General features: G+C 63.3%; 18 protein-coding genes. 8 read left to right on the plus strand and 10 right to left on the minus strand.

What is annotated here, in order from left to right; all coding sequences use genetic code 11:
- Window positions 1-9 precede the first annotated feature (9 nt).
- A complete protein-coding gene (locus tag AC2YI2_RS02430; RefSeq protein WP_487384820.1) occupies window positions 10-747 on the minus strand; it encodes a creatininase family protein in 738 nt (245 codons plus the stop codon).
- Between the two features lie 167 nt (window positions 748-914).
- Here AC2YI2_RS02430 and AC2YI2_RS02435 point away from each other — a divergent pair, with 167 nt between their 5' ends.
- From AC2YI2_RS02435 to AC2YI2_RS02465, 7 genes are read left to right on the plus strand one after another with little or no spacing between them, the layout of a single operon-like run.
- A complete protein-coding gene (locus AC2YI2_RS02435) occupies window positions 915-2,258 on the plus strand; it encodes an amidohydrolase (protein ID WP_487384821.1) in 1,344 nt (447 codons plus the stop codon).
- An 18-nt stretch (window positions 2,259-2,276) separates the two neighbouring features.
- Window positions 2,277-3,221, plus strand: coding sequence for a nucleoside hydrolase (locus tag AC2YI2_RS02440; RefSeq protein WP_487384822.1), 945 nt, complete (start codon window positions 2,277-2,279; stop codon window positions 3,219-3,221).
- 18 nt (window positions 3,222-3,239) lie between these two features.
- The gene (locus AC2YI2_RS02445) at window positions 3,240-4,292 is read left to right on the plus strand and encodes a BMP family lipoprotein (protein WP_487384823.1); all 1,053 of its coding nucleotides are present in this window, start codon (window positions 3,240-3,242) and stop codon (window positions 4,290-4,292) included.
- Between the two features lie 60 nt (window positions 4,293-4,352).
- Complete coding sequence (locus AC2YI2_RS02450) at window positions 4,353-5,894, plus strand: ABC transporter ATP-binding protein (RefSeq protein ID WP_487384824.1); 1,542 nt, start codon at window positions 4,353-4,355, stop codon at window positions 5,892-5,894.
- On the plus strand, window positions 5,891-7,012 hold the full coding sequence (locus AC2YI2_RS02455) for an ABC transporter permease (RefSeq protein ID WP_487384825.1): 1,122 nt from the start codon (window positions 5,891-5,893) through the stop codon (window positions 7,010-7,012). The genes AC2YI2_RS02450 and AC2YI2_RS02455 overlap by 4 nt, the downstream gene beginning before the upstream one ends.
- Entirely contained in the window at window positions 7,009-7,959 is a 951-nt protein-coding gene (locus AC2YI2_RS02460) for an ABC transporter permease (RefSeq protein WP_487384826.1), read from the plus strand. Before AC2YI2_RS02455 ends, AC2YI2_RS02460 begins: the two co-directional genes overlap by 4 nt.
- 1 nt (window position 7,960) lies before the next feature.
- Window positions 7,961-9,820 carry an adenine deaminase gene (locus AC2YI2_RS02465; RefSeq protein WP_487384827.1) on the plus strand — a complete coding sequence of 620 codons (1,860 nt, stop codon included), beginning with the start codon at window positions 7,961-7,963 and terminating at the stop codon, window positions 9,818-9,820.
- A gap of 259 nt (window positions 9,821-10,079) precedes the next feature.
- Here the strand turns inward: AC2YI2_RS02465 and AC2YI2_RS02470 are convergent, their stop codons facing one another.
- The 6 genes from AC2YI2_RS02470 to AC2YI2_RS02495 all read right to left on the minus strand — a co-directional run bounded on the left by AC2YI2_RS02470 (window position 10,080) and on the right by AC2YI2_RS02495 (window position 16,945).
- The gene (locus AC2YI2_RS02470; protein WP_487384828.1) at window positions 10,080-11,732 is read right to left on the minus strand and encodes a GMC oxidoreductase; all 1,653 of its coding nucleotides are present in this window, start codon (window positions 11,730-11,732) and stop codon (window positions 10,080-10,082) included.
- Window positions 11,733-11,762: 30 nt separating this feature from the next.
- Window positions 11,763-12,845, minus strand: coding sequence for an ABC transporter ATP-binding protein (locus AC2YI2_RS02475; protein WP_487384829.1), 1,083 nt, complete (start codon window positions 12,843-12,845; stop codon window positions 11,763-11,765).
- A gap of 5 nt (window positions 12,846-12,850) precedes the next feature.
- A complete protein-coding gene (locus tag AC2YI2_RS02480) occupies window positions 12,851-13,738 on the minus strand; it encodes a carbohydrate ABC transporter permease (RefSeq protein ID WP_487384830.1) in 888 nt (295 codons plus the stop codon).
- Complete coding sequence (locus AC2YI2_RS02485; RefSeq protein ID WP_487384831.1) at window positions 13,735-14,625, minus strand: carbohydrate ABC transporter permease; 891 nt, start codon at window positions 14,623-14,625, stop codon at window positions 13,735-13,737. The genes AC2YI2_RS02480 and AC2YI2_RS02485 overlap by 4 nt, the downstream gene beginning before the upstream one ends.
- A gap of 71 nt (window positions 14,626-14,696) precedes the next feature.
- Entirely contained in the window at window positions 14,697-15,929 is a 1,233-nt protein-coding gene (locus tag AC2YI2_RS02490) for an ABC transporter substrate-binding protein (protein WP_487384832.1), read from the minus strand.
- Between the two features lie 62 nt (window positions 15,930-15,991).
- The gene (locus AC2YI2_RS02495; protein WP_487384833.1) at window positions 15,992-16,945 is read right to left on the minus strand and encodes a sugar phosphate isomerase/epimerase family protein; all 954 of its coding nucleotides are present in this window, start codon (window positions 16,943-16,945) and stop codon (window positions 15,992-15,994) included.
- Between the two features lie 221 nt (window positions 16,946-17,166).
- Here AC2YI2_RS02495 and AC2YI2_RS02500 point away from each other — a divergent pair, with 221 nt between their 5' ends.
- Window positions 17,167-18,237, plus strand: a complete 1,071-nt coding sequence (locus tag AC2YI2_RS02500; protein ID WP_487384834.1) for a LacI family DNA-binding transcriptional regulator — start codon at window positions 17,167-17,169, stop codon at window positions 18,235-18,237.
- Window positions 18,238-18,264: 27 nt separating this feature from the next.
- Here the strand turns inward: AC2YI2_RS02500 and AC2YI2_RS02505 are convergent, their stop codons facing one another.
- The 3 genes from AC2YI2_RS02505 to AC2YI2_RS02515 are packed head-to-tail and all read right to left on the minus strand — an operon-like array spanning window position 18,265 to window position 23,551.
- Window positions 18,265-19,770 (minus strand): aldehyde dehydrogenase family protein, encoded by a 1,506-nt coding sequence (locus AC2YI2_RS02505; RefSeq protein WP_487384835.1) that lies wholly within the window; start codon window positions 19,768-19,770, stop codon window positions 18,265-18,267.
- Window positions 19,767-20,255, minus strand: a complete 489-nt coding sequence (locus AC2YI2_RS02510; RefSeq protein ID WP_487384836.1) for a (2Fe-2S)-binding protein — start codon at window positions 20,253-20,255, stop codon at window positions 19,767-19,769. Before AC2YI2_RS02510 ends, AC2YI2_RS02505 begins: the two co-directional genes overlap by 4 nt.
- On the minus strand, window positions 20,252-23,551 hold the full coding sequence (locus AC2YI2_RS02515) for a molybdopterin cofactor-binding domain-containing protein (protein WP_487384837.1): 3,300 nt from the start codon (window positions 23,549-23,551) through the stop codon (window positions 20,252-20,254). Before AC2YI2_RS02515 ends, AC2YI2_RS02510 begins: the two co-directional genes overlap by 4 nt.

Consider the following 23,551-nt stretch of genomic DNA (forward strand, 5'->3'; position numbering starts at 1 on the left):
AACGGCGTCCTAGGCCCGCCGTTCGTGGAACAGTCTGATCAGCCGCACGCTCTCCTCGACTATCCCTGATACCAGGGCCTCGCCCTTCTGCGCGCTTGCCGGCCTTGGATCGCCAAAAACGCCGCTGGCGTTGAACCGCCGCAGTTGCATCGGCTCCATGCCGAAGGTTTCCGGAAAGAGCGGATATTCCGGCGCCGCGCGGTCCATATCGACAGCCTCGGGCGCGAAAACCAGCATCATCGAGGTCTCCACCTCATCGGCGTGGTAAAAGCCCGGTGCCGCGGGCTTGCTGTCACAGACATGCTCCGCCAGGGCCTCCATCCCGGGATAATCCAGATAGAGCACCGGCAGCCCGTCGCCGCTCAGCCGGCGGGCGGCGAGCGCGATCGGCTCCCGGTTGCCGAAATGGCCGTTGACTATCACCAGCGTCTTCGCGCCCATCCTGAGCACGCCGCAGCCGATATCGGTGATCACGGCCCGGAGTGTGTCGGGCGAGAGCGAGATCGTCCCTGTGAAGGCCTCATTGTTCCACGCGTCGCCATAGTTGACCGGCGGCAGGAGAATAGCGCCCAGCGCATCAGCGATGCGGCTCGCCACGCCGTGTGCCAGGATCGTGTCGGTGCTCAATGGCAGATGCGCACCATGCTGCTCGGCGGCGCCAATGGCAAGCACAGCAACGGCGTCGCGCCGGATGGCTGCGTCGACATCGGGCCAGCTGGCCCGGGCGAAATCCGTCCGCCCGGTCAAGGTTGGATTCCCCGGCGCCAAAAGCGCTGTCCGGGCAAGTTTGCCGCATTCATGAGCAACTTCTTTCGTGGCACAATTTTGTGCATAGGCGATGCGTTTCGGTTTGACAATGTGGTTGGTGATCGCAATAGATAGGCTAGTAAACGGCCTTACAAAGAAAAGGTCAAATGGCGTCTGTCCTGATTTTCAATTGCGTAATTTTGACCGTGGACGCCAGAAACAGTGTTTTCGAGCGCGGCTGGATCGCATTCGAGAACGGCAGAATTACCCAACTCGGGGCATCGGAAACCCGACCCGACCCAGCTGCATTCGACGAGGCATTCGACCTTGCCGGCCACCTCGTCATGCCTGGGCTGGTGAATGCGCACACCCATTCCGCCATGATCCTTTTCCGTGGGCGCTCCGAGGGCCAGAGCCTTCTGACGATGGAAGGATGGTACAATTCCATCCGCGAGCCCGAGCTCAGCCTGGAGGCCGGAGATATCGGCCCCGCCGTCGCGTTGTCCTGCGCGGAAATGGCCTTGTCCGGCACCACGACCTTTTGCGACCAGTATTTCTTTGCCGAGGAGATCGCAGAGGCTGCGACCGCAAGCGGACTGCGCGCCGTCATCGCCTATGGCATCGTCCAGCTCGGCGACAAGGCCCGGGGCGACATCGAACTCGCCAGGGCCGCCGAATTCGTCGAGCGCAAGCGCCGGGCAAACGGGCGAGTCGTGCCATGGTTCGGCCCCCACGCGCCCTATGTCGATAATTCCGAAGACTTGTTGCGTGCCGAAGTCGCCATGGCGAACAAATATGGCTGCGGCATGCATCTGCACATGGCGGCCGGCCCCGAGGATAACGAGGAAACGCTGGCGCGTTACGGCCTGACCGCAACGCAGGCGCTGGCGCGAGATGGTTTCTTCCAGGGCCGCGTTCATGCAGCGCATTGCCTGGATCTGAGCGATGAGGATATCGCGGTCTTCGGCGCCGCGCCCGCTGCGTCCGTCGCACATTGCGCGACAGCCGGCCTCAGGTCTGGCCGCGCGGGCATCTGCCCCGTCTTGAAGCTTCGCGCGGCCGGCGTCACGGTGGCGCTCGGCACCGACAATGTCGCGGCCAACAATTCCTACGACATGATATCAGAGATGCGGATGGCCGGGCTTGTCGCCTCCCATCGCGAGGGCCGTGCCCAGCCATTGTCCAGCCGCGACCTCATCCGCATGGCGACTATCGACGGCGCGAAAGCCCTGGGCCTCGATCGCGAGACCGGCTCGCTGGAACCGGGCAAGACCGCCGATATCATCGCGATCGACCTCAACCGGCCGGGATATTCCGAAACGCCGGATCCGGAGACGCTGCTGATCTATTCGGGCAGTGGTCGGGACGTCACCCAGGTCTGGGTCGAGGGCGAACATCTCGTGCGTGACAGGCAGCTCACCAGGGCAAGCTATGCCGAGATCCGCACGGCCTATTCCGATGTTTACGACGATTTCTGGACCAGGGTCCGGGCAGCAACAAAGGTCGCCTGAGTGTCGCAGAACCGCTTAGTGCTTGATACGGACGGCGGCGTCGACGACGCTCAGGCCCTTCTGTTGCTTATCGCCAACGGCAGGCCGCCCGCCGCGATCACCACCGTGTTCGGCAATGTCGGGGTGGAGGCGGCGACGGCCAACATGCTGGCCACGCTGGCAATCGCGGGAACCGACATTCCGGTCCATATCGGCGCTTCCCGCGGATTGATCCAGCCGCTCATCGACGCCAAGCATGTTCACGGAGAGGACGGGCTCGGCGGCGCGCCACGACCGGAGAAGGTGGCTTCCCCCGCAAGTCACGACGCCGTCGGCTTCCTGCGCGATGCCTTCCGGGAGGCCGCATCGAAGTCCGAAAAAGTCGATATCCTGATGATCGGTCCGCTGACCAATCTGGCGCTGGCCCTCAAGCTGGAGCCCGACATCATCGCGGGGATCGGGAAATTGACGATCATGGGGGGTACAATCCATGGCCGCGGCAACGTCACGGCCACCGCCGAATTCAACATATTCTGCGACCCCGAGGCGGCGAGCATCGTATTCGATGCAGGGATCGAAACGGTGGTCGTACCATGGGAGCCATGCTTGCAGCATTACCTGACGGGCGATGAGGTCAATGCGCTTTTCGCCAGGGTGCCGGACAGCTTGTTGAAGACCTTTTCGGAGACGCTTGCCAAACATGCGCGGCAGGCGGTGGCCGGCTTCGGCGGCGGAGACGCGTTCCGCTTCGTCGACCCCTTCGCGGCAGCGGTTCTGCTGCGGCCGGATATCGTCACGAAATCAACCAAGGCTGCGGTTCGGATCGTGCTAGATCAGGGTATTGCGCGCGGCATGACTGTGATCGATCCTAGGGGTCGCCTGGGCGCCCCTGATGTCACCTTGATCGAAGCAGCCGACAAGGATCAACTCACCGCGCTTTACGCCGCATCGATCGCCTTCAAACCAGCAATTACGAACAACTAAAACAACAGGAGAACAGCCATGAAGCATCTATTTACCCGCCGCACGTTCACCGGCCTGGCGCTGGCCGCCGGTCTCATGACCTCGCTGCCTGTCACCACGGTGTCAGCCGCAGACTACACCAAGGACAATCCGCTGAAGGTCGCGCTTGTGCTGCACGGCACCCTTGGCGACAAGAGCTTCTTCGACAGCGCGGCGGAAGGCATGAAGAAGGCCGAGGCCGAACTGCCTGTCACCGTCAAGGTCATCGAACTCGGCTATGACCGCGCCAAGTGGCAGGCTGGCCTCGCCGACGCCGTCGACTCCGGCTACGATGTCGTCATCGCCGGCACGTTCGACATGACCGGCTACATCTCCGAACTCGCCCCGCAATATCCCGACGTCAAGTTCATCGACTTCGACGATGCGCCCGACTTCTCCAAGTGCGATTGCAAGAACGTCATGGCCGTCCAGTACGGCACATCGACCGCGGGCTTCCTCGCGGGTTACGCGGCTGCGAAGATCTCCAAGACAGGCACGCTCGGCACCATTCTTGGCATGGAATTCCCAACCGTCACCGATTTCAAGACCGGCTTCGACCAGGGCGCGAAACAGGCAAATCCCAACATCAAGATCCTGAATGCAGTCGCCGGCACCTTCTCCGACCCGGCAAAGGGCAAGGAAATCGGCCTCGCGCAGCTCAACCAGGGTGCGGATATCATCTTCCCGATCGCGGGTGGTACGGGTATCGGCGCGCTGCAGGCCGTCAAGGATTCCGGCAAGGCGCTCGCCGTCGGCGTCGACAGCGACCAGGCAACCATCTTCGGGGCCAGCGATGAGGCGCAGGCCAACGTGATCTTCACGTCGGTCGAGAAGAAGGTCGGCGAGTCGCTCTTCCTCGCGCTCAAGGCTACGCTCGACGGTTCGGCGAAATATGGCGAGCGCGCGCTGCTCGGCCTCAAGGATGGCGCGGTCGGCATCTCCAAGAACAAGTATTATGAGAAGCTGGTGCCCGCCGACATCCGCGCCGAAGTGGACGCGCTGGAAGCCAAGATCATCTCGGGCGAAATCACCGTCGCGACCGACATGAAGTAATCCTTCGCGGGCGCCGTCCAATCGGGCGGCGCCCGCTCTTCCAGCATGGGCGCGGACAGTATGGCACTTCTCGAGGCAATCGGCATCGGCAAGACCTATCCCGGAGGCGTGGTCGCCAATGACGGGGTGAACCTCACGGTCGAAAGAGGCGAGGTACATGCCGTCGTCGGCGAAAACGGCGCCGGCAAGTCGACGCTGATGAAGATCCTGTTCGGCATCGAACAGGCCGATGCCGGCGAACTTCTGCTCGACGGCAAGCCTGTCAGGTTTTCCAATCCCAAGGAGGCCATCGAAGCAGGCATCGGCATGGTCTTCCAGCATTTCTCGCTGGTACCGTCCTTCTCGGTCTACGAGAATGTCGTTCTCGGCGCCGAACCGCGCAATGGCGTCAGGTTCGACCGCGAAAAGGCCATAGCCGAGGTGCGGGCCCTGTCGGAGCGCTTCCGGCTCCATGTCGATCCGCTGCCGCCTGTCGGCCAGCTTCCGGTCGGCCAGCAGCAGCGTGTCGAGATCCTGAAAGCACTTTATCGCAACGCCAAGATCCTCATTCTCGACGAACCGACTGCCGTGCTCGCGCCGCAGGAAGTGTCGGAACTGTTCCTCGCCGTCCGGGCGTTGGTGGAACAGGGCCATACCGTCATCTTCATCGCCCACAAGCTGCCCGAGGTTCTGGAAATCTCGCAGCGCATCACCGTCATGCGGGCCGGTAAGACCGTCGGCGCGGTCGGTGTCGACGAGGTCACCGAACAGAGCCTGGCCACGATGATGGTCGGGCGCGAAGTCACGCTGCGCGTCGAGCGCAAGCCGACCAACGGCCCGCTGACCCTCGATGTCCAGGGCCTGACCGTGGTCGATGAAAACGACAAGCCTGTCTGCTACGATCTCGACATCCGGGTCCATTCCGGGGAGATCGTCGGGCTGGTCGGCGTCGAGGGCAACGGCCAGGCCGAGCTGCTCGAAGCCATTGCCGGCCTGCGCCCGACCAAGGGTGGCTCCCTCAATGTTGACGGCATCGATTTTTCCCCACGCTCGGTTCTCGAGCGGCGCAATCTCGGCCTGTCGTCGATCCCCGAAGACCGTATCGCCCGCGGCCTCGCGGTCGGCGCATCGGTCGCCGAGAATCTCGTCGCGACGAAGCTCAGCGACAGCAGGTTCGTCCGCCAGGGCCTGCTCAATCTCAAGGCCATCAGACAGAATGCGGAGCAACTCATCGAACGGTTCTCCATCCGGGTCGGCGGCCCGGCAGCGGAGGTACGCACGCTTTCGGGCGGCAACATGCAGAAGGTCGTCGTCGCCCGCGAACTGGCCGAACAACCGCGCCTGCTGCTGGTCAACCAGCCGACGCGCGGCGTCGATCTCGGGGCGACCCAGTTCATCTGGAAGACCATCACCGAAGCGCGCGATGCCGGCGCGGCCGTGCTGCTGAGCTCCGCCGACCTTTCCGAACTGCTGGCTCTGAGCGACCGACTGGTCGTGCTCTATCGCGGCAAGATCGTTGCGGCCTTCGTCAACACGCCGGAGCTGACGCCGGAAACCCTCGGCACCTACATGCTCGGCCTTTCCACTCAAACCGCTGATGTGATGAAGGCGGCCATGCGATGACAAACGTTCCGAAGATCGATCGAACTGCACGATGGAAGGCGCTGAGGAGCGAGGTGCTGCGCGCCGCCGGCTCGCTGGCGATCGCCCTGCTCGTTGTTCTGGTCGTGGTGCTCTTCACCTCCAAGGCGCCGTTCGAAGCGCTCGAGATCCTGTTTACCCAGATCCCGCTCAAGACACGGACGATCGGCCTTTGGCTCGACGACGCCGCCAAGCTGACCGTGACCGGCCTCGCCTTCTCGCTCGTGTTTCAGGCCCGTCAGTTTGCGCTTGGCGTCCAAGGCCAGGTCTATGTCGGAGCCCTGGCGTCTGCCTATGTCGTGCTGTCGCCGCTGGGCGAGACTTGGGCGGCGCTGCCGCTCGGCGTGCTCGCCGCGATGCTGGCCGGCGCGATCTACGGCTTCCTGCCTGGCATCGCCAAGGCGAAGCTCGGCGCCAACGAAATCGTCTCGACGCTGATGCTGAATTATGTCGCGATCGAGCTGTGCAACTTTCTCGTCCGGACATCGCTGCCGAAGCCGCAGCCCGGCGTGCTCTCCACGATCCAGTTTCCCTCCACGGCGATATTCCCGGCGCTCATCGACCGGACCCGCATCGACCTCGGTCTCATCCTTGCGCTGGTCTGCGTCTTCCTGGTCTGGTTCGCGCTCTATCGCACCTCCTGGGGCCTGAAGCTCAGGCTCGTGGGCCACAATCCGCGCTTCGCCGAATATTCCGGCATCCGCGCCGGCGCCATCATGGTCTCGGCCATGACCGCCGCCGGCGCGCTTGGTGGACTGCTGGGCTCGATGTTCGTGCAGGGACAGAGCTATGGCAAGTTGCTGGTTCTGTTCGAGGGCGGACTTGCTTTCGAGGGTATCCTGGTCGCGATCGTCGCCCGCAACCGGCCGCTGGCCGTGCCCGTCGTAGCCCTGTTCTACGGCTATCTGCGCCAGGGTGCACAGCTCATGAACATACGCAGCGACGTACCTGCCGAGGTCATCGGCATCGTCACCGCCATCATCATCCTGCTCGTCTCGTCGAGCTTCACCCTGCCGGGCCGGCAGGCCCTCATGAAGTTCCTGAACCGCGGGAAAGCCGAAACCCCTGCCACCGCAGCAACGAAGGGCTCCGCGTCATGACCGAGCTTTTCTTCGCAATCTTCTCGGCCTCCTTCTTCGTCACGGTCATCCGGACCTCGACGCCGCTCCTGCTGGCCACCCTCGGCGGCCTCATCTCGGACCTCTCGGGAGCGCTCAATGTCGCGCTTGAGGGCATGATGCTGATCGCCTGCCTGACCGCCGTAATCGTCTCCGTCTATGCGCCCTGGTATGTCGCCGTCATGGCAGCACTTCTGGCCGGCTCGCTGCTCGGCCTCATCATCGCCTTCTTCTCCTTCCGGCTGAAGGCCGATATCATCCTCGTCGGCTTCGCCATCAATATCCTGGCCGCCGGCGGCACCGTCTTTGCGCTGGCGCTCGCGACGGGCGGCGACAAGGGCACGTCGATCAACCTGACATCCAAGGCGGTTCCGGCGGTCGACCTCTCCTTCCTCGGCGCAATACCCGGCATCGGCCCGATCCTTGTCTCATTCCTGTCCGGCCATTCGGTGCTGTCCTGGATCGCGGTCCTGCTCGTCGTCGCGATCTGGTATTTCCTCTACCGCACGCCATGGGGTCTCTGGCTGCGCGGTGTCGGCGAATATCCGGCGGCACCCGAGGCCGCCGGCATCCCCGTCACGGCCGTACGCACCTGGAGCCTCGTGGTATCCGGCGCGCTCTGCGGCCTCGGCGGCGCCCAGCTCGCCATGTTCAATTATGTCGGCTTCACCCGCGACATGACGGCCGGACGTGGCTTCATCGCGCTGGGCGCCGTCCTGCTTGGCGCCCGCCATCCGGTCGGCGCGCTCATGGCCGCGGTCCTGTTCGGCATGTTCGAGGCGTTGGCCGTGGTCATGCCCGGCCTGTTCAACTGGATCCCGGCCGAACTCATCCGCATGATCCCATTCGTCGTTACCATTGCCGCGCTCTTGCTCTTCAGCTACCGCGCCATGCAGGCACGACGGACCAAACCCGTGATCGAGCATTGACATGATACCCGACGACCTGATCATCAACGCCGCCGATGAAGTCTCGATCCGGCAGAACCTGACCCTTGTCGCGCTGGGCAAGCGGCCCGCCGACAGCGTCATCGAGGTCGGCAGGCTTCTTGCCGTCCATGCACGCGAATGGCTCGACAATCAGGAAATCGTCATCGCAGGCCGCCGCATCGCCTATGTCGGTCCCATCGGCTCCTATCGCGGCGAGGCAAGGGAACGCGTGCGCTATCGCGACCTCTCCGCCGTTCCCGGCTTCGGTGAAGTCCACAAGCATATCGAATCCACCCATCTGACGCCCGAATTCGAGGCCGAGCTGGTCATCCCGCGCGGCAACACCTGGACCTGCGAGGCCAGCCACGAATTTGCCAAGGTCAATGGCGCGAAGAACACGGAATTCTGGCAGAAGGCACGCCTCGCCGGTTCCCCGCTCAAAATCTTCATCCAGCCCGGTTCTGCCGTGCCGCCAAGCGCATGGGAGGAGAGCGGAGGCTACTACGGCTACGACGAACAGAAGGCCTTTCTCGCCGGCGACCTCTCCGTCACCAGCCTCGACGAGGTCATGGACTGGCCCTCCGTCTGGGATCCGTCCAACCCTGGATATGCCAGGATGTGGGGCATGATCCGGGCCACGATCGAAATGCGCGGCGTGGTCGAAGGCCATGGCTCCGGCCTGACCGACCCGCATGACATCTCCGCCTTCGCCGCATCCGGCATTGCCTCCGACCACGAGGTCTGGGCGCTCGACGAGGCCTGGGACCGGCTGATGCGCGGTCTCTTCACCGAGCTCCGGCCCTTCTCCTACGACGCGATCATTCCCGGCCTGATCGAGCGCGGGCTCAAGGACTGGCAGAACGTCGCCTTCACCACGGACGACCGCAGCGCGTCCGAAACGCTGGAGATCGGCGCCTCCGATCACAATGTGCGCCACGCGATCCATTTCGGCCTGCCACCGGAGATCGCCATCCAATGCGCGACCATCAATCCGGCGCGCCACATGCGCATCGATCGCTGGGTCGGCTCGATCACGCCCGGCCGCTACGCCGATATCGTGCTCCTGGACGACGTCCCCTCGATCTCGATCGCCCATGTCTATGCCGACGGAAAACTGGCATCGAAGGCAACGACCTATACCGGCCCTCAGGTGAGGATCGACTGGCCGGACTGGGCCCGCAAGACCATGAATGTTGGCCGTACGCTGTCGGCGGGCGACTTCGTCATTCCTGCCGCACCCGGCCGGGACACAATGTCCGCCGCCGTACTTCGACCATTTCACTGGGAAGACGATTTTCACACCGAGACACTCGCGGTCGCCGACGGCGCCGTCCAGCGTGATCCGGGACGCCTGATCACCAAATGGGCGCTGGTCGACCGCTACCGGGGCGACGGAGCCGTCGCGAAGATGTTCTGGACCGGCTGCGGCCCCGCCGACCCGGACACGGCTCTGGCCTGTTCCGTTGCCCATGACAGCCACAATGTCTGGGTGGTCGGTTCCTCGGACGAAGCCATGGCGCTCGCGGTCAACCGGCTGCAGGAGATCGACGGCGGCTGGGTGCTGGTGCATGGCAACCAGGTGTCGGCCGAGATGTGTTTCGAAATCGCGGGCCTGATGACGGCACGACCAGCAGAGGACTTCGACGCGGACATGCAGGCTTTCTATCGAGCCGCAGCCAAGGTGGACTGGATGTATGCGCCGAGCGACCTCAATCTCTGGAAGCCGGGTTTTCCCGAATTCCTCAAATTCGCGACGCTCACCTGCGCGCCCTGGCGATGGGTGCTCGTCGCGCCCTCGCATCTCGCACCAGAGGGCTTCGTCAATGTACAAACCGGAAAGAGCCATCCGGTTGCTTGGTAGTGTCCAGCAATGAGCAGGATCAGACCGCGCACCACTTATTGATAGAAAGCCTGGATGTTGAGGAGGTTCATGACGTCTTCGGCAATACCCATGATCAGCACGCCGACTATCCCTCGGCTCATCGCCCCCGGCTGCACTATGACCGAACTGACAGGCGAAGCGCTGCGCGAACGCCCTTACGGTCGTCAGCGAAGATTGGGCCAAGGGTGCAAAGCAGAAATCCTTCTTCAGATGCATTGAGCGCGCGGGAAAACGAACGCTATATCGTCCCTGCCCCATATTGCTGAACCAGATGGCGGCAAGCGCGGATCGTCAGAGCCATCACGGTCAGTGTCGTGCCCGCAATGCCGCTGCCCGGAAAGGCGCTCGCATCGGTCACGATCAGATTGGGCACGTCCCAGCTCTGGTTGAATGGATTGAGAACCGACTCACTGCTGGAGGTTCCCATTCGCGCGCCGCCGGTTTCGTGGATCGCGGCGCCCATGCACATGGTCTTGCGGAACCATTTGCGGAACATAAAGCGGCTGAATGGATCGGCGTCGGGAAAGGCGCCGCGGCCCATCTCAGTCAAACCGTGAGGCGAACCGATGAATTCGAGCTCGCCGCCGACATCGCGAACCATTTCGATCATCGTCTCCTGCTGCTGCCGCAGGAGCGCAAGCTCTTCGCCATGCATCACGCAACGGATATGTGGAACCGGAATTCTCCACGCGTCCTTGCGTCTTGGGTCGAGTGTAATGCGGTTGTCGGCATAGGGCAGCATGCGGCCGAATCCGAAGAAGGCAAGGCGTGCGGGAGCGTCCTCCCCGGCGGGAGCGCGGCCCACGCTGCCCTGATAATCGAAGTCGCCGCGCGCAGGCGAACCGGCATCGAAGCGTGGAATGAAGATGCCGCCGGACGGATTGTAGAACGGATCAGCGGGCGCGGAATCGTCCACGACCCAGCCCTTTGCCTTTGGAAACGAGCCGAAGGCAAGACAAGGAAGCTGATCCATGAAAAAGCGCCCGAGACCCCCCGAGCTGTTGCCCAACCCTTGCGGATGCCGCGCCGAAGCCGAATTCAGGAGCAGCCTGACGCTCTCGATCGGCGATGCCGACAACACGACCATCGTCGCCTGGGCTGTCTCTATCTTACCCGTGACACGATCCACGAATTCCGCGCCGGTCGCGCGGCCGCTGTGCTGATCCGTCATGACGCGGCGAACGACCGCATCGTGGCGAATGGTGAGGTTTCCCGTCGCAAGCGCATCGCGCAACGGCCGCGGCGTGCGCTCGAGTTCGGGCGCCACATAGCGCCAGGACACGACATGCCGGTCCGGCCAGCGGCTTTCAACCGCGCGTTTGAATGTCTCTTCAGCGGGTGTCAATTTCGCCGGCTTCGCATAGGCGCCGTCCGGCAATGTCGCGACATGATCCTCGTTGCCGTAAAGCCCGAGATAGGATTCCACCTCGTCATAGAAGGGGGCGAGCTCAGCATAGGACACCGGCCAGTCGACTCCCTTGCCCGACAGAGTCTTGATCTTGAAGTCCTCGTCGGTCCAGCGGAGCAACACGCGGCCGAAGCTGTGCAGACGGCCCCCGGCCTGCCGACCGCGGATCCAGAGAAACGGCGCGTCCTTGGGAGTCGTATAGGGGTTCTTGCGATCATTGACGAAGAAGTGGCTGAAACGCTCGGTGAAAAAGGCGGCGCGGGCCTGGATCGGCTGGCCCTTGATCGTGGCACGTGCCCGCTCCCAGATATTGATGCTGCTGGCAGGCAGCTTCTTGCGCGAAGGATCGAAGTCCTTGGCTCCGACCGCCGGCCCGGCCTCCAGGAGAAGCACGGAGAGCCCATGGGCGGTCAGTTCCTTTGCGGCGAAGGATCCGGCGGCGCCGGACCCGATCACGAGCGCGTCATAAACAGGCTGAGACATGTATGAATTCCGCATTCTATGGAAACTGTGTCAGAGGCGAGCGCCATTGGCGTCGAAGAGAGAGGCCTTGGCGACGTCGAGGCCTGGCGTGATCGCATCGCCTGGCTCGTGCGACACGTCGCCCATGACCCGGTAGGAAAGGCTCTCGCCGACCCATTCGAACCAGACAACAGTGTCGGTGCCCATCGGCTCGACGACGGACACGATGCCCGGGAGAGTGGGCAGGTTCATCGCCCGTCCCTCAGGTATGAAATGCTCCGGTCGGATGCCGAGCGTGGCCGAACCCGCCTTCGGCGCCGTTGCGAACGAATAGGCCGAGAGGTCGATGAGTAAATCCTTGCTCTTGAAGACCGGCGCGCCATCTCCGAGCACGACTTCGCCTTCGATGAAGTTCATCGCTGGCGAACCGATGAACCCCGCGACATAGCGGTTGGCCGGCCTGTGATAGATCTCCTTCGGCGTGCCGAGCTGCATGATCTTGCCCTCGCGCATTACCGCGATGCGATCGGCGAGCGTCAGGGCTTCCACCTGATCGTGGGTCACATAGATCATGGTATTGCCGAGCTGCTGGTGCAGCTTCTTGATCTCGACGCGCAATTCGTTGCGGAGCTTAGCGTCAAGGTTGGACAGCGGCTCGTCGAAGAGGAAAACACTGACCTCCCTGACCAGCGCGCGACCGATCGCCACGCGCTGGCGCTGCCCGCCGGACAGTTGCGCGGGGCGCCTGTCGAGCAGGTTGTCGAGATGCAGCAGGGCCGCTGTCTTCTCGATGCGCCTTGCAATTTCAGCCTTCGGCACGCCGGCAACCCGTAGCCCGAAGGACAGGTTCCTGCGTACCGTCATATGCGGGTAAAGCGCATAGGACTGGAACACCATGCCGATACCCCGATCCTTGGGCTCCTCCCAGGTCACGTTGCGACCCGAAATCCAGATTTCGCCCTCGGACGTGTCATTGAATCCGGCGATCGTATTGAGAAGTGTCGACTTTCCGCACCCTGACGGCCCGAGAAGCACCAGGAATTCGCCCGCACCGATATCAAGAGACAAGCGATCGATGACGGTCTGCGTACCGTAACCGATCTTCAGATCGCGGATGGAAATCGATGTCTCCATGAAGCCTATCCTTTCACAGCACCGGCAGCGATGCCGCGGACGAACCAGCGCCCGGAGAAGAAGTAAATCGCCAGCGGCACCAATGCCGTGAGAATGGTCGCGGCCATGTTCACATTGTAGGCGCGCTCGCCCATCGTGGTGTTGACGATATTGTTGAGCTGGACCGTCATCGGCAGATTGTCACGCCCGGCAAAGACGAGTCCCAGGAGGAAGTCGTTCCAGATCCCTGTGAACTGGAAGAGCGAGGCGACGACAATCATCGGTGTCGATAGCGGCAGCATGATCTCGAAGAAGATGCGCCAGAACCCGGCACCGTCGACACGCGCCGCGCGGCAGAGCTCTTCCGGAATGTTCGCGAAATAATTCCGGAAGAGCAGGGTCACCAGCGGCAGGCCGAAGATGACATGCACCAGGACGATGCCGCTGAGCGAATTGTAGAGATTGAGGTTCGCCATGATCCGAACCAGGGGATAGAGGAAAATCTGATACGGGATCAGCCCGCCGGCCATCAGCAGCGCGAACAGAATTTGCGAGCTCGAAGAACGCCAGAAGGAAAGGGCGTAGCCGTTCAGCGCCCCGATGAAGACGGAGATGGCGACCGCCGGCACGGTGATCTTGACCGAATTCCAGAAACCGCTGCGAACACCGACACATTCGATGCCCTGGCAGGCGCCAGACCAGGCCGTGCTCCAGGCGCCTGGATCGAATTGCCCCGGCAGCGCGAAGATCTGGCCCAGCCGGATTTCGTCCATCGTCTTCAGCGACGTGACGAGCATCACGAACAGCGGAAGCAGGAAGAACAGCGCCGCTGTGATGAGGAACGCATAGAGGCCAATGCGGCCGGCCGTGAGGCGTGAAGGTTTCGGCCCGTTGGGGCGCAAGCTGCTGTTCATTGGGCGCCCTCCGAACGTGTCGCCCGCATATGGCGTGCATAGCGGAAGGGAACGACGACCGCGATCACAGTCAGGACCAGAACGGTGGCGCCGGCGGTGGCCAGCCCCAGATTCTGGCGTTGGAACAGGCTGTCCATGATGAACTTTGCCGGCACTTCGGTGGAATAGCCAGGACCTCCATTGGTCATGGCGACGATCAGGTCGTAGGTCTTGATGACCCCCATGGCGAGCAGCATGCCCGCCGCGGCCAGCGCCGGTCCGAGCTGCGGCAGGATGATGGAAAGATAAATGCGCCAGACGGGAACACCGTCGATCTGCGCCGCACGCCATTGTTCGGTTTCGATCCCGCGCATGCCGGCGAGCACGATGACCATGACGAGACCGGCGCCCTGCCACACCCCGGCGATGACAACGGCATAGATCGCCAATTTCGGATTGACGACCCAGTCGAACGTGAAGCCCTGCCAGCCGAGGGCGCGGACACTGGCCTGGATGCCGAGCGTCGGGTTCATCATCCATTGCCAGATTAGGCCGGTCACCACGAAGGACATGGCATAGGGATAGAGAAAGATCGTCCTGAAGAGACTTTCGAAGCGGATTTTCCGATCCAGGGCGGCAGCGAGAAGGAAGCCCAGTGCGAGGCAGCCCAGAACGTAGAGCAGGCCGAAGACGGCGACATTCTGCAGCGCCGCCAGCCATTTCGGCGTCGAGAACAGCTTGGCATATTGGGCAAAACCCACATAGTTCGAAGACGGAAACAGCGTGGAATCGGTGAACGACAGGCGGACCGACCATAGCATCGTTCCGATATACACCACCACGACTGCGACCCAGGTCGGCAGCAGCGCCGCGGTGACGTCAAACGAACGCTTTCGTTTTCGTGTCATTGGCGTGTATCCAGTCCCGAACCGACCATCCCCGTCCAGACGGAAGCGGATGGTCGGCAACCGGGATCATCTTACTGGAAGATGCTCGAGAACTTGGCGGCTTCCTCATCGATATCAGCCGAGGGGTTGCTCCAGAAGGCATCGACATAATCCGTCAGTGCACCGGCCTGCTGTGGGGTCAGGATGATGGCCTGGTCGGGAACGATCTTGCCCGTGCTCATCAGTTCGAGGCCCTTCTTGGCACACACATCGAGCTGCGACTGATCGACGTCGGTGCGCATCGGGATAGAACCCTTCTTGATGCTGAACGCGACCTGCACGACGGGGTCCATGACCACCTCGGCCAGGAGTTTCTGCGCCTTGTCCTGGCCGGCATCGCCTGTCTTCGGAAAGTCGAATGAATCGGCGACGTAGACCATGCCCTCGGATTCCGGCACGATCATGCAGCCGTAGTCCTTGCCCGGCACCTTGCCGGCCACGGTGAATTCGCCCTTCGCCCAGTCACCCATGAACTGCACCCCGGCCTTTGCCGTGATGACCATTGCGGTGGCGTCGTTCCAGTTGCGGCCCGGAGCGCCCTCGTCGACATAGGCCCGCATCTTGCCAAGAATGGCCAGCGTCTTCTTGATCGCCTCGATCGAGGCAGGGCTGTTGTCCTTGTCGACATAGATCTTCAGGAAACCGTCGATACCCGCCTGGGAAAGCAGGATCATGTTGAAGACCTTGGTTTCCTGCCATGACTGGCCACCCCAGGCGATGGGCAGGATTCCCGCCGCTTTCAACTTGTCCATGTCGGCGAAGAACTCGTCCCAGCTTTTCGGTTCCGACGTGATGCCCGCCTTTGCGAAAGCTTCCTTGGAGTAGAACATCCAGCTTTCGCCATGCGCACCGGTCGGCGAAAGAAAGACCTTTCCGTCATAGGAAATGAAATCGAAGATCGTCTTGGGCAGGACGTCTGCCCATTTCCCCGCCGCCGCGACCTCGTCGATCGGGTTCATCAGGCCCTGCTTGATGAACTCGGCCGGATCACGGCCGATGACCACCTGTTTGGCCGTAGGCGGATCCCCTGCCACCACGCGGTTCTGGAAGGCCGCGTCGGCGGCGCCGAATCCGGCGATCGAAGAATCCTTCCATTCGCCGCCGCGCTTTTCGAACTCCGACCGGATGATATTGAGCGCCGCGGCCTCGCCCCCCGACGTCCAGGACGTCATCACCTCCGCCATCGGCTTGTCTTCGGCACGCGCTGGCCCAGACAGCGCGATCAAAGCGGCCCCGGCGAGCAATAGTTTCATGGCATTCTGCATTGTTCCACCTCTTCAAAAATGGCCCTCTTTGGCGGGACCGTTGGTCGTTCGGCTATAGAAATTCAGCGATAGATCGGCAGCAGCGCCTGCCGGACGAGTGTCAGCCCATTGGCGATGTCCCGGACCGGATCGGGTGCGGCATCGAGCTCGAGAACGGCCCAGCCCTCGTAGCCGCGGTCACGCAGCAGCCGTGCCCAGGCCGGCCAATCCACGCGCCCAAGGCCAAAGCCGCAGAAATAGGGTTGATGGCGTTCGTGAATGTGCGCGTCGATCGGCGTATCCGCCGGCATCGGTCCCAGCGCATCCTTCCAGTGAGCAATGATCATCCGCTCATGGTGGCGTTCGACCACCTGGATCGGGTCGGAGCCGGCAACGATGATATGGGCGGTATCCGGGCACATATGCACATAGGCCGGATCTGTGAGCAGCATCATGAGATCGACATCGCGCGCCGAGGCAAAGATCGAATGCGCCTCGGTGTGGAGTGCGAGCCTTACGCCCTTGGCATAGAGAACAGCACCGAGGCGGTTGAGGAAATCTGCGATCTTGCGTGCATGGTCGAAATCATGGAATCGCACCGGCTGAGCGCCAAGCGTCTGGCGCAGCGGCGCGCCGATGACCATGATGTCGCTGCCGCAGGCCTTGAGAAACCCGGCATATTTCTCGGCCTTCTCGATTAGCGCCGCTTGGGCCCTGGGTTCCGTGAAATCACCCGCCGCCTCCAGTTCGGCGAAAAAGCCGCTGGCAAGCTCAAGGCCCCGACTTGCCAGTTCGGCACCAAAGGCCTCCACCGAGCCATAGGTCTTGATCGCATCCTGCCAGTTGAACGGCGAGAAGGTGAGTTCGACACCGGTGACGCCCGAAGCCTGAACGCTGTCGAGAATCCTGTCCCAAAAGGCGCGTGGCTGGTTTCGAGCATGATCGACGATACCGTCATAACCCTCGACGCCCCAGAAGCCCGGATGGAAAAAAGTGACGAGGTCGACACCAAAACGGAGGCTGTCACGCGAGGCCATGGTCAGGTCCAGTTCTCAGGGCATGGTCGATCGCTTGCGGAAACGCACCTCCGCGCCGAAAATCCATACTATTTACAATGCATTACGAATGGCAATCGTTTGCCATGGCTAGATAATAGCCAAGCCGTTCTTTTGTGCAAGTGGTTTTTGGCAATCGTTTGCCAAAACCTGCCAATTGCCATAGCATCGGCGACGCAGGCATTCAGGTGAAAGACAAAAGCGTGAAAAAAAACAAAAACTTGCCCGCGGAGGAAAATTCCGGCCCATTGATGGCGGATGTGGCGAAACTTGCGGGCGTGGCAACCTCCACGGTGAGCCGTGCGCTCGCCAATCCCGCGCGCGTCAATGCGAAGACGCGCGCCAAGATCACCGCCGCTGCCGAAAAGCTCGGCTATACGCCCAACGCGATGGCCCGCAACCTTCGCGTCGGCAAGTCCAACATCATCATGATCATCCTGCCCGGCTCGCTACACTATGGCGCGTCACAGATCATCCCGCAGGTGCTGCAAAGCATCAACCAGGCACTGATCCAGAATGGCTACAATCTCATGATCGCCAATCTGGATCGTGACGAGGCATCCGAACAGCACATCCTCAACCTGGCCTTTGGCGGCACGGTGCGGGGTGCGATCATTCTTTCCTCCAAACTTCCCGAAGTGGGCGGCCGTTCGCTCGCCGAAGCAGGGCTGCCGATCGTATCTCTCTTGCTCGACATGACCGACGCTTCCGTTCCATCCGTTGTGACCAACGATCGCAGCGCGGTCATGGACGCGGCGCGGGCGCTGATCGCCCGCGGCCACCGGCAATTTTTCTACATTGCGGGTCCGTCCGACAACTACCACGACATCGAGCGATTCAGCGGCCTGGTCGATGCCTTCCGCGAAGCCGGACTCGAGCCGGGCTCGATCAAACGGTCGGGTGGCATCCTTTCCTATCAGCACGGCTTCGAGGCCGGGAAACGGGCCGTCGAGGATTTCGTCCGACTGGCGACCAAGCCGACCGCGGTCATCGCGGAGAGCGACGACATGGCCATTTCCTTCATCAGCGGCGTGCAGGCCGCAGGCTGGCGTATTCCGGAAGATCTATCCGTGATTTCTTTCGACGGCTCGCCCGTATGCGAATACTGCCACCCTCCCCTCTCGACGATCGAGCAGCCGGTCGAGGAGATGGGCAGAGCCGCAGTGGGAATGCTCGTGGAGCGCATTGACAATGCGAGAGTGGAGCCGCCCGAAAGGCTGGTCGTTCCCAGCCGGCTTATCCTGCGGAATAGTGTTGGAGAGGCATCAGGGTAGCCAGATCGCCACTCCTCATCTGCAACATCAGATGAGGGCGCAGACTGTCTTGGTTTCGAGATAATTGTCGAGCCCCGGGGCGCCGTTCTCATACCCCCAGCCGGACTGGCGGTGGCCGCCCTTCGGCAGCTCCGGCGAGAAATAGGAATGGCAATTGATCCAGACCGTGCCGGACCGAACCTGGCTCGCGATCCGGTGTGCATGCGAGAGGTCGCGCGTCCAGACGCTGCCGGCGAGCCCGTAGGGCGAGGCATTGGCAAAGGCGATCGCCTCCTCTGGCTCGTCGAAGGGCACGACCGCCACGACAGGCCCGAAGATCTCCTCGCGCATCAGCCGCATCTCCTCGCGCGTGCCGGTGACGACCGTCGGGTCGAAGAACGTGCCGGCATTGCCGGAACGCGTGCCGCCGGCCTCAATCACCGCGCCATCGGCCCGCGCCTCGTCGATGAAGCCGGCAACGCGCTTCGCCTGCTTCTCGTTGACCAACGGGCCCAGATCGGAGGACGGATCGAGCCCGTGGCCGAGACGCATCCCGCGCGCGGCTGTCGCGAGGCCTTCCACCAGTTGTCCATGGATCGAACGATGGGCATAGACCCGCGAGCCCGCGACGCAGACCTGTCCCGAATTGGCAAAGATGCCGCGCGCAATGCCGGGAATCACGAGGTCCATGTCTGCGTCCGGCATGACGATGGCGGGCGACTTGCCGCCGAGTTCGAGCGTCAGCTTCTTGAGATTCCCCGCCGCCGCGCTGACGATCAGCTTGCCCACTTCCGTCGATCCGGTGAAGGCGACCTTGTCGACATCGGGATGGGTCGTCAGCGCCGCACCAACTTCTTCGCCCAATCCCGTGACGATGTTGAGGACACCGTCCGGAAGGCCGGCCTCGATCATCAGTTCGCCGAGCCGGAGCGCCGTCAGCGAGGTTTCCTCGGCCGGCTTCAGCACCAGGGTGCAACCGGCCGCGAGCGCCGGCGCGAGCTTCATCGCCGCCATCAGCATCGGCGAGTTCCACGGCGTGATCGCCGCGACGACGCCGATCGGCTCGCGTGTCGTATAGGCGAAGATCTGCTTGCCCGGCGGCTGGTAGGCGATCGAGGTCGGGATGGTTGTGCCGAGGATCTTGGTCGCGAAGCCCGCGTAATAGCGGAACTGCTCGGCCGAGGCCGGGATCTCGCCGAAGCGGCCGGTCCGGAGCGTCTTGCCCTGGTCCAGCGTTTCCAGTTCGGCCAGTTCGTCGACATGGGCGTCGATCAACTCGGCGATCCGCCAGAGCAGTTTTCCACGCGCCGACGGCGTCATGCCCTTCCATTCCGGCGCCGAGAGCACCTTGCGGGCAGCAGCCACCGCCGCATCGACATCTTGAGTCGTCCCCCGTGCGATCTCGGCAAGATGGCTGCCCGTTGCGGGATCATGCGAGGCGAAGGTGGCACCGCCGGCGGCCGCGACCCATCTGCCGCCGATCAGCATCCGACGTGCGGGCGCGTCGAGAAAGGCGCGCGTGGCCGGCGTCACAGCCTCGGGAAAGGTGGTCATTGTTCAACTCCGGTAGCATGCGCCTTGCGCAATTCGGCGGCGGCGGCAAGCGCCCCGCGCAGGATGGAATGATAGCCCGTGCAGCGACAGATATTGCCTGCGAGGCCGGCACGGAGCCCCGCCTCGTCAAGATGGGGATCGTCCATCAGCAGGGCGGTCAAGGCAATGGTGAAGCCCGGTGCGCAATAACCGCACTGGAAGGCATTCTCGGCGACCAGTGCCGCGCGAACCACCTTCGCCGCCTCGATCCCATCGAGGCCTTCCGCCGTCACGATGCTACGGCCTTCGAGCTGCCAGGCCATGAGCAAGCAGGAATTCACTGGCCGCCCGTCCGCCAGCACCGTGCAGGCGCCGCAGCGACCGATGCCGCAGGACGGCTTTGCCGCCATCAGGCCGAACTGCTCGCGCAGCAGTTCGAGCAGCCGCGTTTCGGGTGCGACATCGACCGAGACCGGCTCGCCATTGAGTTCAAAACGGATGGTCATGACCGGGCCGCCAATCGCTCGATCATCGCCTCCGGCGAGAAGGGCGCCGCCGTCGGCCACCAGCCGGTCGCATCGGCCACCGCATTGGCGATGGCCGGCGTGACGGCGCCAATGCCAAGTTCGCCGACACCGCGGGGGCCGAGTTCGTCGCCGGGGTCGAGTGATTCAAGCGCGAGCACCTTCATCCGCACCGGCGCATCCGCGACACCAGGCATCATGTAGTCGTCGAGATTGCCGGTCAGATAGAGGCCATCCTGCATCGGCACGTCCTCGGTCAGGGTGAAGCCGAGTCCTTGAACCGCCCCGCCCTCCATCTGTCCGAGATAGGCCGCGACGTCCATCACCGGCCCTGCCGCCGTGTGCTGGTGGAGATCGAGCACTCGGATCTCGCCCGTGACCCGGCTGACCGCGACCCGCGCCAGCGTCGCGCCGAAGGCGAAGAGGTATCGGGCGTTGCCGGCGCTGTGCTCATTCTTGGGAAACTCGTATGCAACAGTCGTCTCAGGCATTTCATCGTCTTTGAGCGACGCTGCCAGTGCCTTGTAGCTAAGCAGGATATCGCCGCTGTTTGAGCCGACCTCCGCAATCCCGCCCGGTGCCATGCGGAGTGCGGCGGGCTCGCGATCGAGCACCTTGCCGGCCGCGGCAAGCATCTGCCTGATAAAGTCTGGCGCCGCCATCCGGGCCGAGGCCCAGACGACCGATGTGCCCCGGGACGCCGTCGTCGAACCGGACTCCGGAACCCGTGCCGTATCCCCGACGGCAGGCTGGACATCGTCTCGTCCGCAGCCTGTCGCATCGGCGACAGACGTCTTGATCAAGGTCAGCAGCCCCTGCCCCATTTCATCGAGACCAAAAGCCCCTTCGATCATGCCATCGGCGGTCAGCGCGAGCCGCCCGCCTGCCGGATCCGGCACGACCGAACCGAGCCCGTTGCCCTGGTAATTGAGCGCCATGCCGGTGCCGATGAGCCATTCGCCGTCGGATTCGTCATACTCCTGCCAGAGCAGGGAGTTCCTGGACGCCTGCAGCATCTCGTGTATGCGTTCGGATCCGGCGACGGCCTGCCCGAGATAGCCCGGCATGCCCGGCTGACGGAGATTGCGCGCCCGGATTTCGTGCGGACCGATCCCGAGAAGTGCCGCCAGCCGGTCCATCTGGCATTCGATCGCAAAGGTCATCTGGTTGGCGCCGAAGCCGCGGAAGGCACCGCAGACGCCGTTGTTGGTATAGGCGAGCCTGCCATGGCTTCGCACATTGACGACGACATAGGGACCGGCCGCATGTTCCATCGCCGTCTCCAGCACGCCCGGCCCGAGGGAGGCATAGGCGCCGGCATCGGCGAGCACGTCGACCTCGAGCGCCAGCAGCCGCCCTTCGGCATCGCAGGCCGTCTTCATGCGGATCGTCATCGGATTGCGCTTCTGCCCGGCGAGCACGGATTCCGCGCGCGTGAGATGCAGCCGCACCGGCCGCCGGGACTTGAGCGCGAGCAGCGCCAGTGCCGGCTGCACCGTCAGTTCGTCCTTGCCGCCGAAGGCGCCACCGGTCGGGCTGGTGACGACCCGGACCTTCTCCTCCGGCATGCCGAGCATACGGGCGAGCTGCATCCGGTCGCGCCGGCCATGCTGTCCAGCGGCCTTGACGGTGAGCGTGCCATCCGGCTCGACGACGGCCATACCGCCCTCAGTCTCCATGAAGCCGTGCATCTGGCGCGGCGTGACATAGACATCCTCGACGACACAAGCCGCTGCCGCGAAGGCGGCATCCACGTCACCACGGCCGAAATGCAGGTCCCGCTGGAGGTTGCCCGCTTCGTGGATGAGAGCCGCACCCGATGCCAGAGCCTGTTCCGGCCCATTGATGACGGGAAGCGGCGCGTAGCTGACCCTGATCAGCGCCAGCGCCCTCTCCGCCGTATCGGCATCGACCGCCGCCACGGCGGCAACGGCATCGCCGACATAGCGCACCTTGTCGGCGCAGACGCCCGGCTGGTCCTGCACGACGATGCCGAACGTGTTCGTGCCGCGGACATCGCGATGGGTGACAACGGCCGCGACACCAGGCAGCGCCTCGGCGGCGCTGGTGTCGATCGAGAGGATGCGGGCGTGGGGAATGCCGGCGCGCAGGATGCGGCCCACCAGCATGTCCGGTTCGCGAAGGTCTGTGAGGTAGGTGAATGTGCCTTCGACCTTGGCGGCGACGTCGGGGCGGATATGCCAGCGGTCGGGGAGGTCGGCATGCGAGAGGGTGACTTCGTCGGTCGAGGTCGGGTCAACGTCTGAGACGGAAGGCGCGAGATCGCTGCTTGCTCCCTCTTCTCCCCCTGGGGAGAAGGTGGCCCGAAGGGTCGGATGAGGGGTTCTCAATGATGCTGAGCGCGCTTCTGGGAACCCCTCATCGCCTCGCTCCGCTCGGCACTTCTCCCCAAGGGGAGAAGAGGGAGCGCCACATGTGCGCCTTATGCCGGGTCCTTGCGCATTCCAGAATGCACCGCCCAGCCCCGCCACCAGCGCATTCGCCGCCACGTGTCGCCGATAGGTTGCAGACCGGAAAATGTTGTCAGGTGCATCAATCTCCGCCATCAGCGCCGCATGGACCTCCGGCCAGTCGATCGAGTCGAATGTCTGCCCCGCAAGCATCGCCTCGGCGCGATGCAGCCGCACGGGTGCCACGATACCGCCGCCAACCGCCAGCCTCGCCTCGCGCACCCGCGCGTCCGACACAACAAGCGCCGCCGCAACATTGATGACGCTGGCACTGAAGGTGGCCCGGCGACCGATCTTGCGGAAGGTCCAGACCTCAGGTGCATGGAGCGGCACCAAGATCGCGGCAATGAGTTCCCCCACAGGGGCCGCCAGCCAGTCCGCAAGCGACTGGCGAGAGCGGCCAGTGAACGCAACGGTCTCCACCTCGGCATCGAGACAGAGCAGCGCCGGCAGCAGGCAGCCCGTGCGGCCCGCCACATTGCCGCCGATCGTCGCAAGGTTGCGCACCGCCGGCGCGGCGACATTGCCGAGCGCGGTGTGAAGCATCGGCAGCCGCCCGCTGATCCGATCGTCGGCGATCAGGCTGTTGAGCGTGACGCAGGCGCCGATCCGCAGCCTGTCGTCGGCGACCGAAACGGCACCCATGCCCGGCAGCGCAGAAATATCGACGAGGATGTCGGGCAGAGCCTTGCCGATTGCCCATTCAAGCTGCAACGCCGTGGCGCCGGCGGCAAGACGCGTTGTGCCTTCGGCATCGCCCATGAGCGCGAACACATCCTCAAAACGCGCAGGCCGCCGCACCTTCAT

It is taken from the genome of Rhizobium sp. SRI_017 (genome assembly GCF_057586295.1).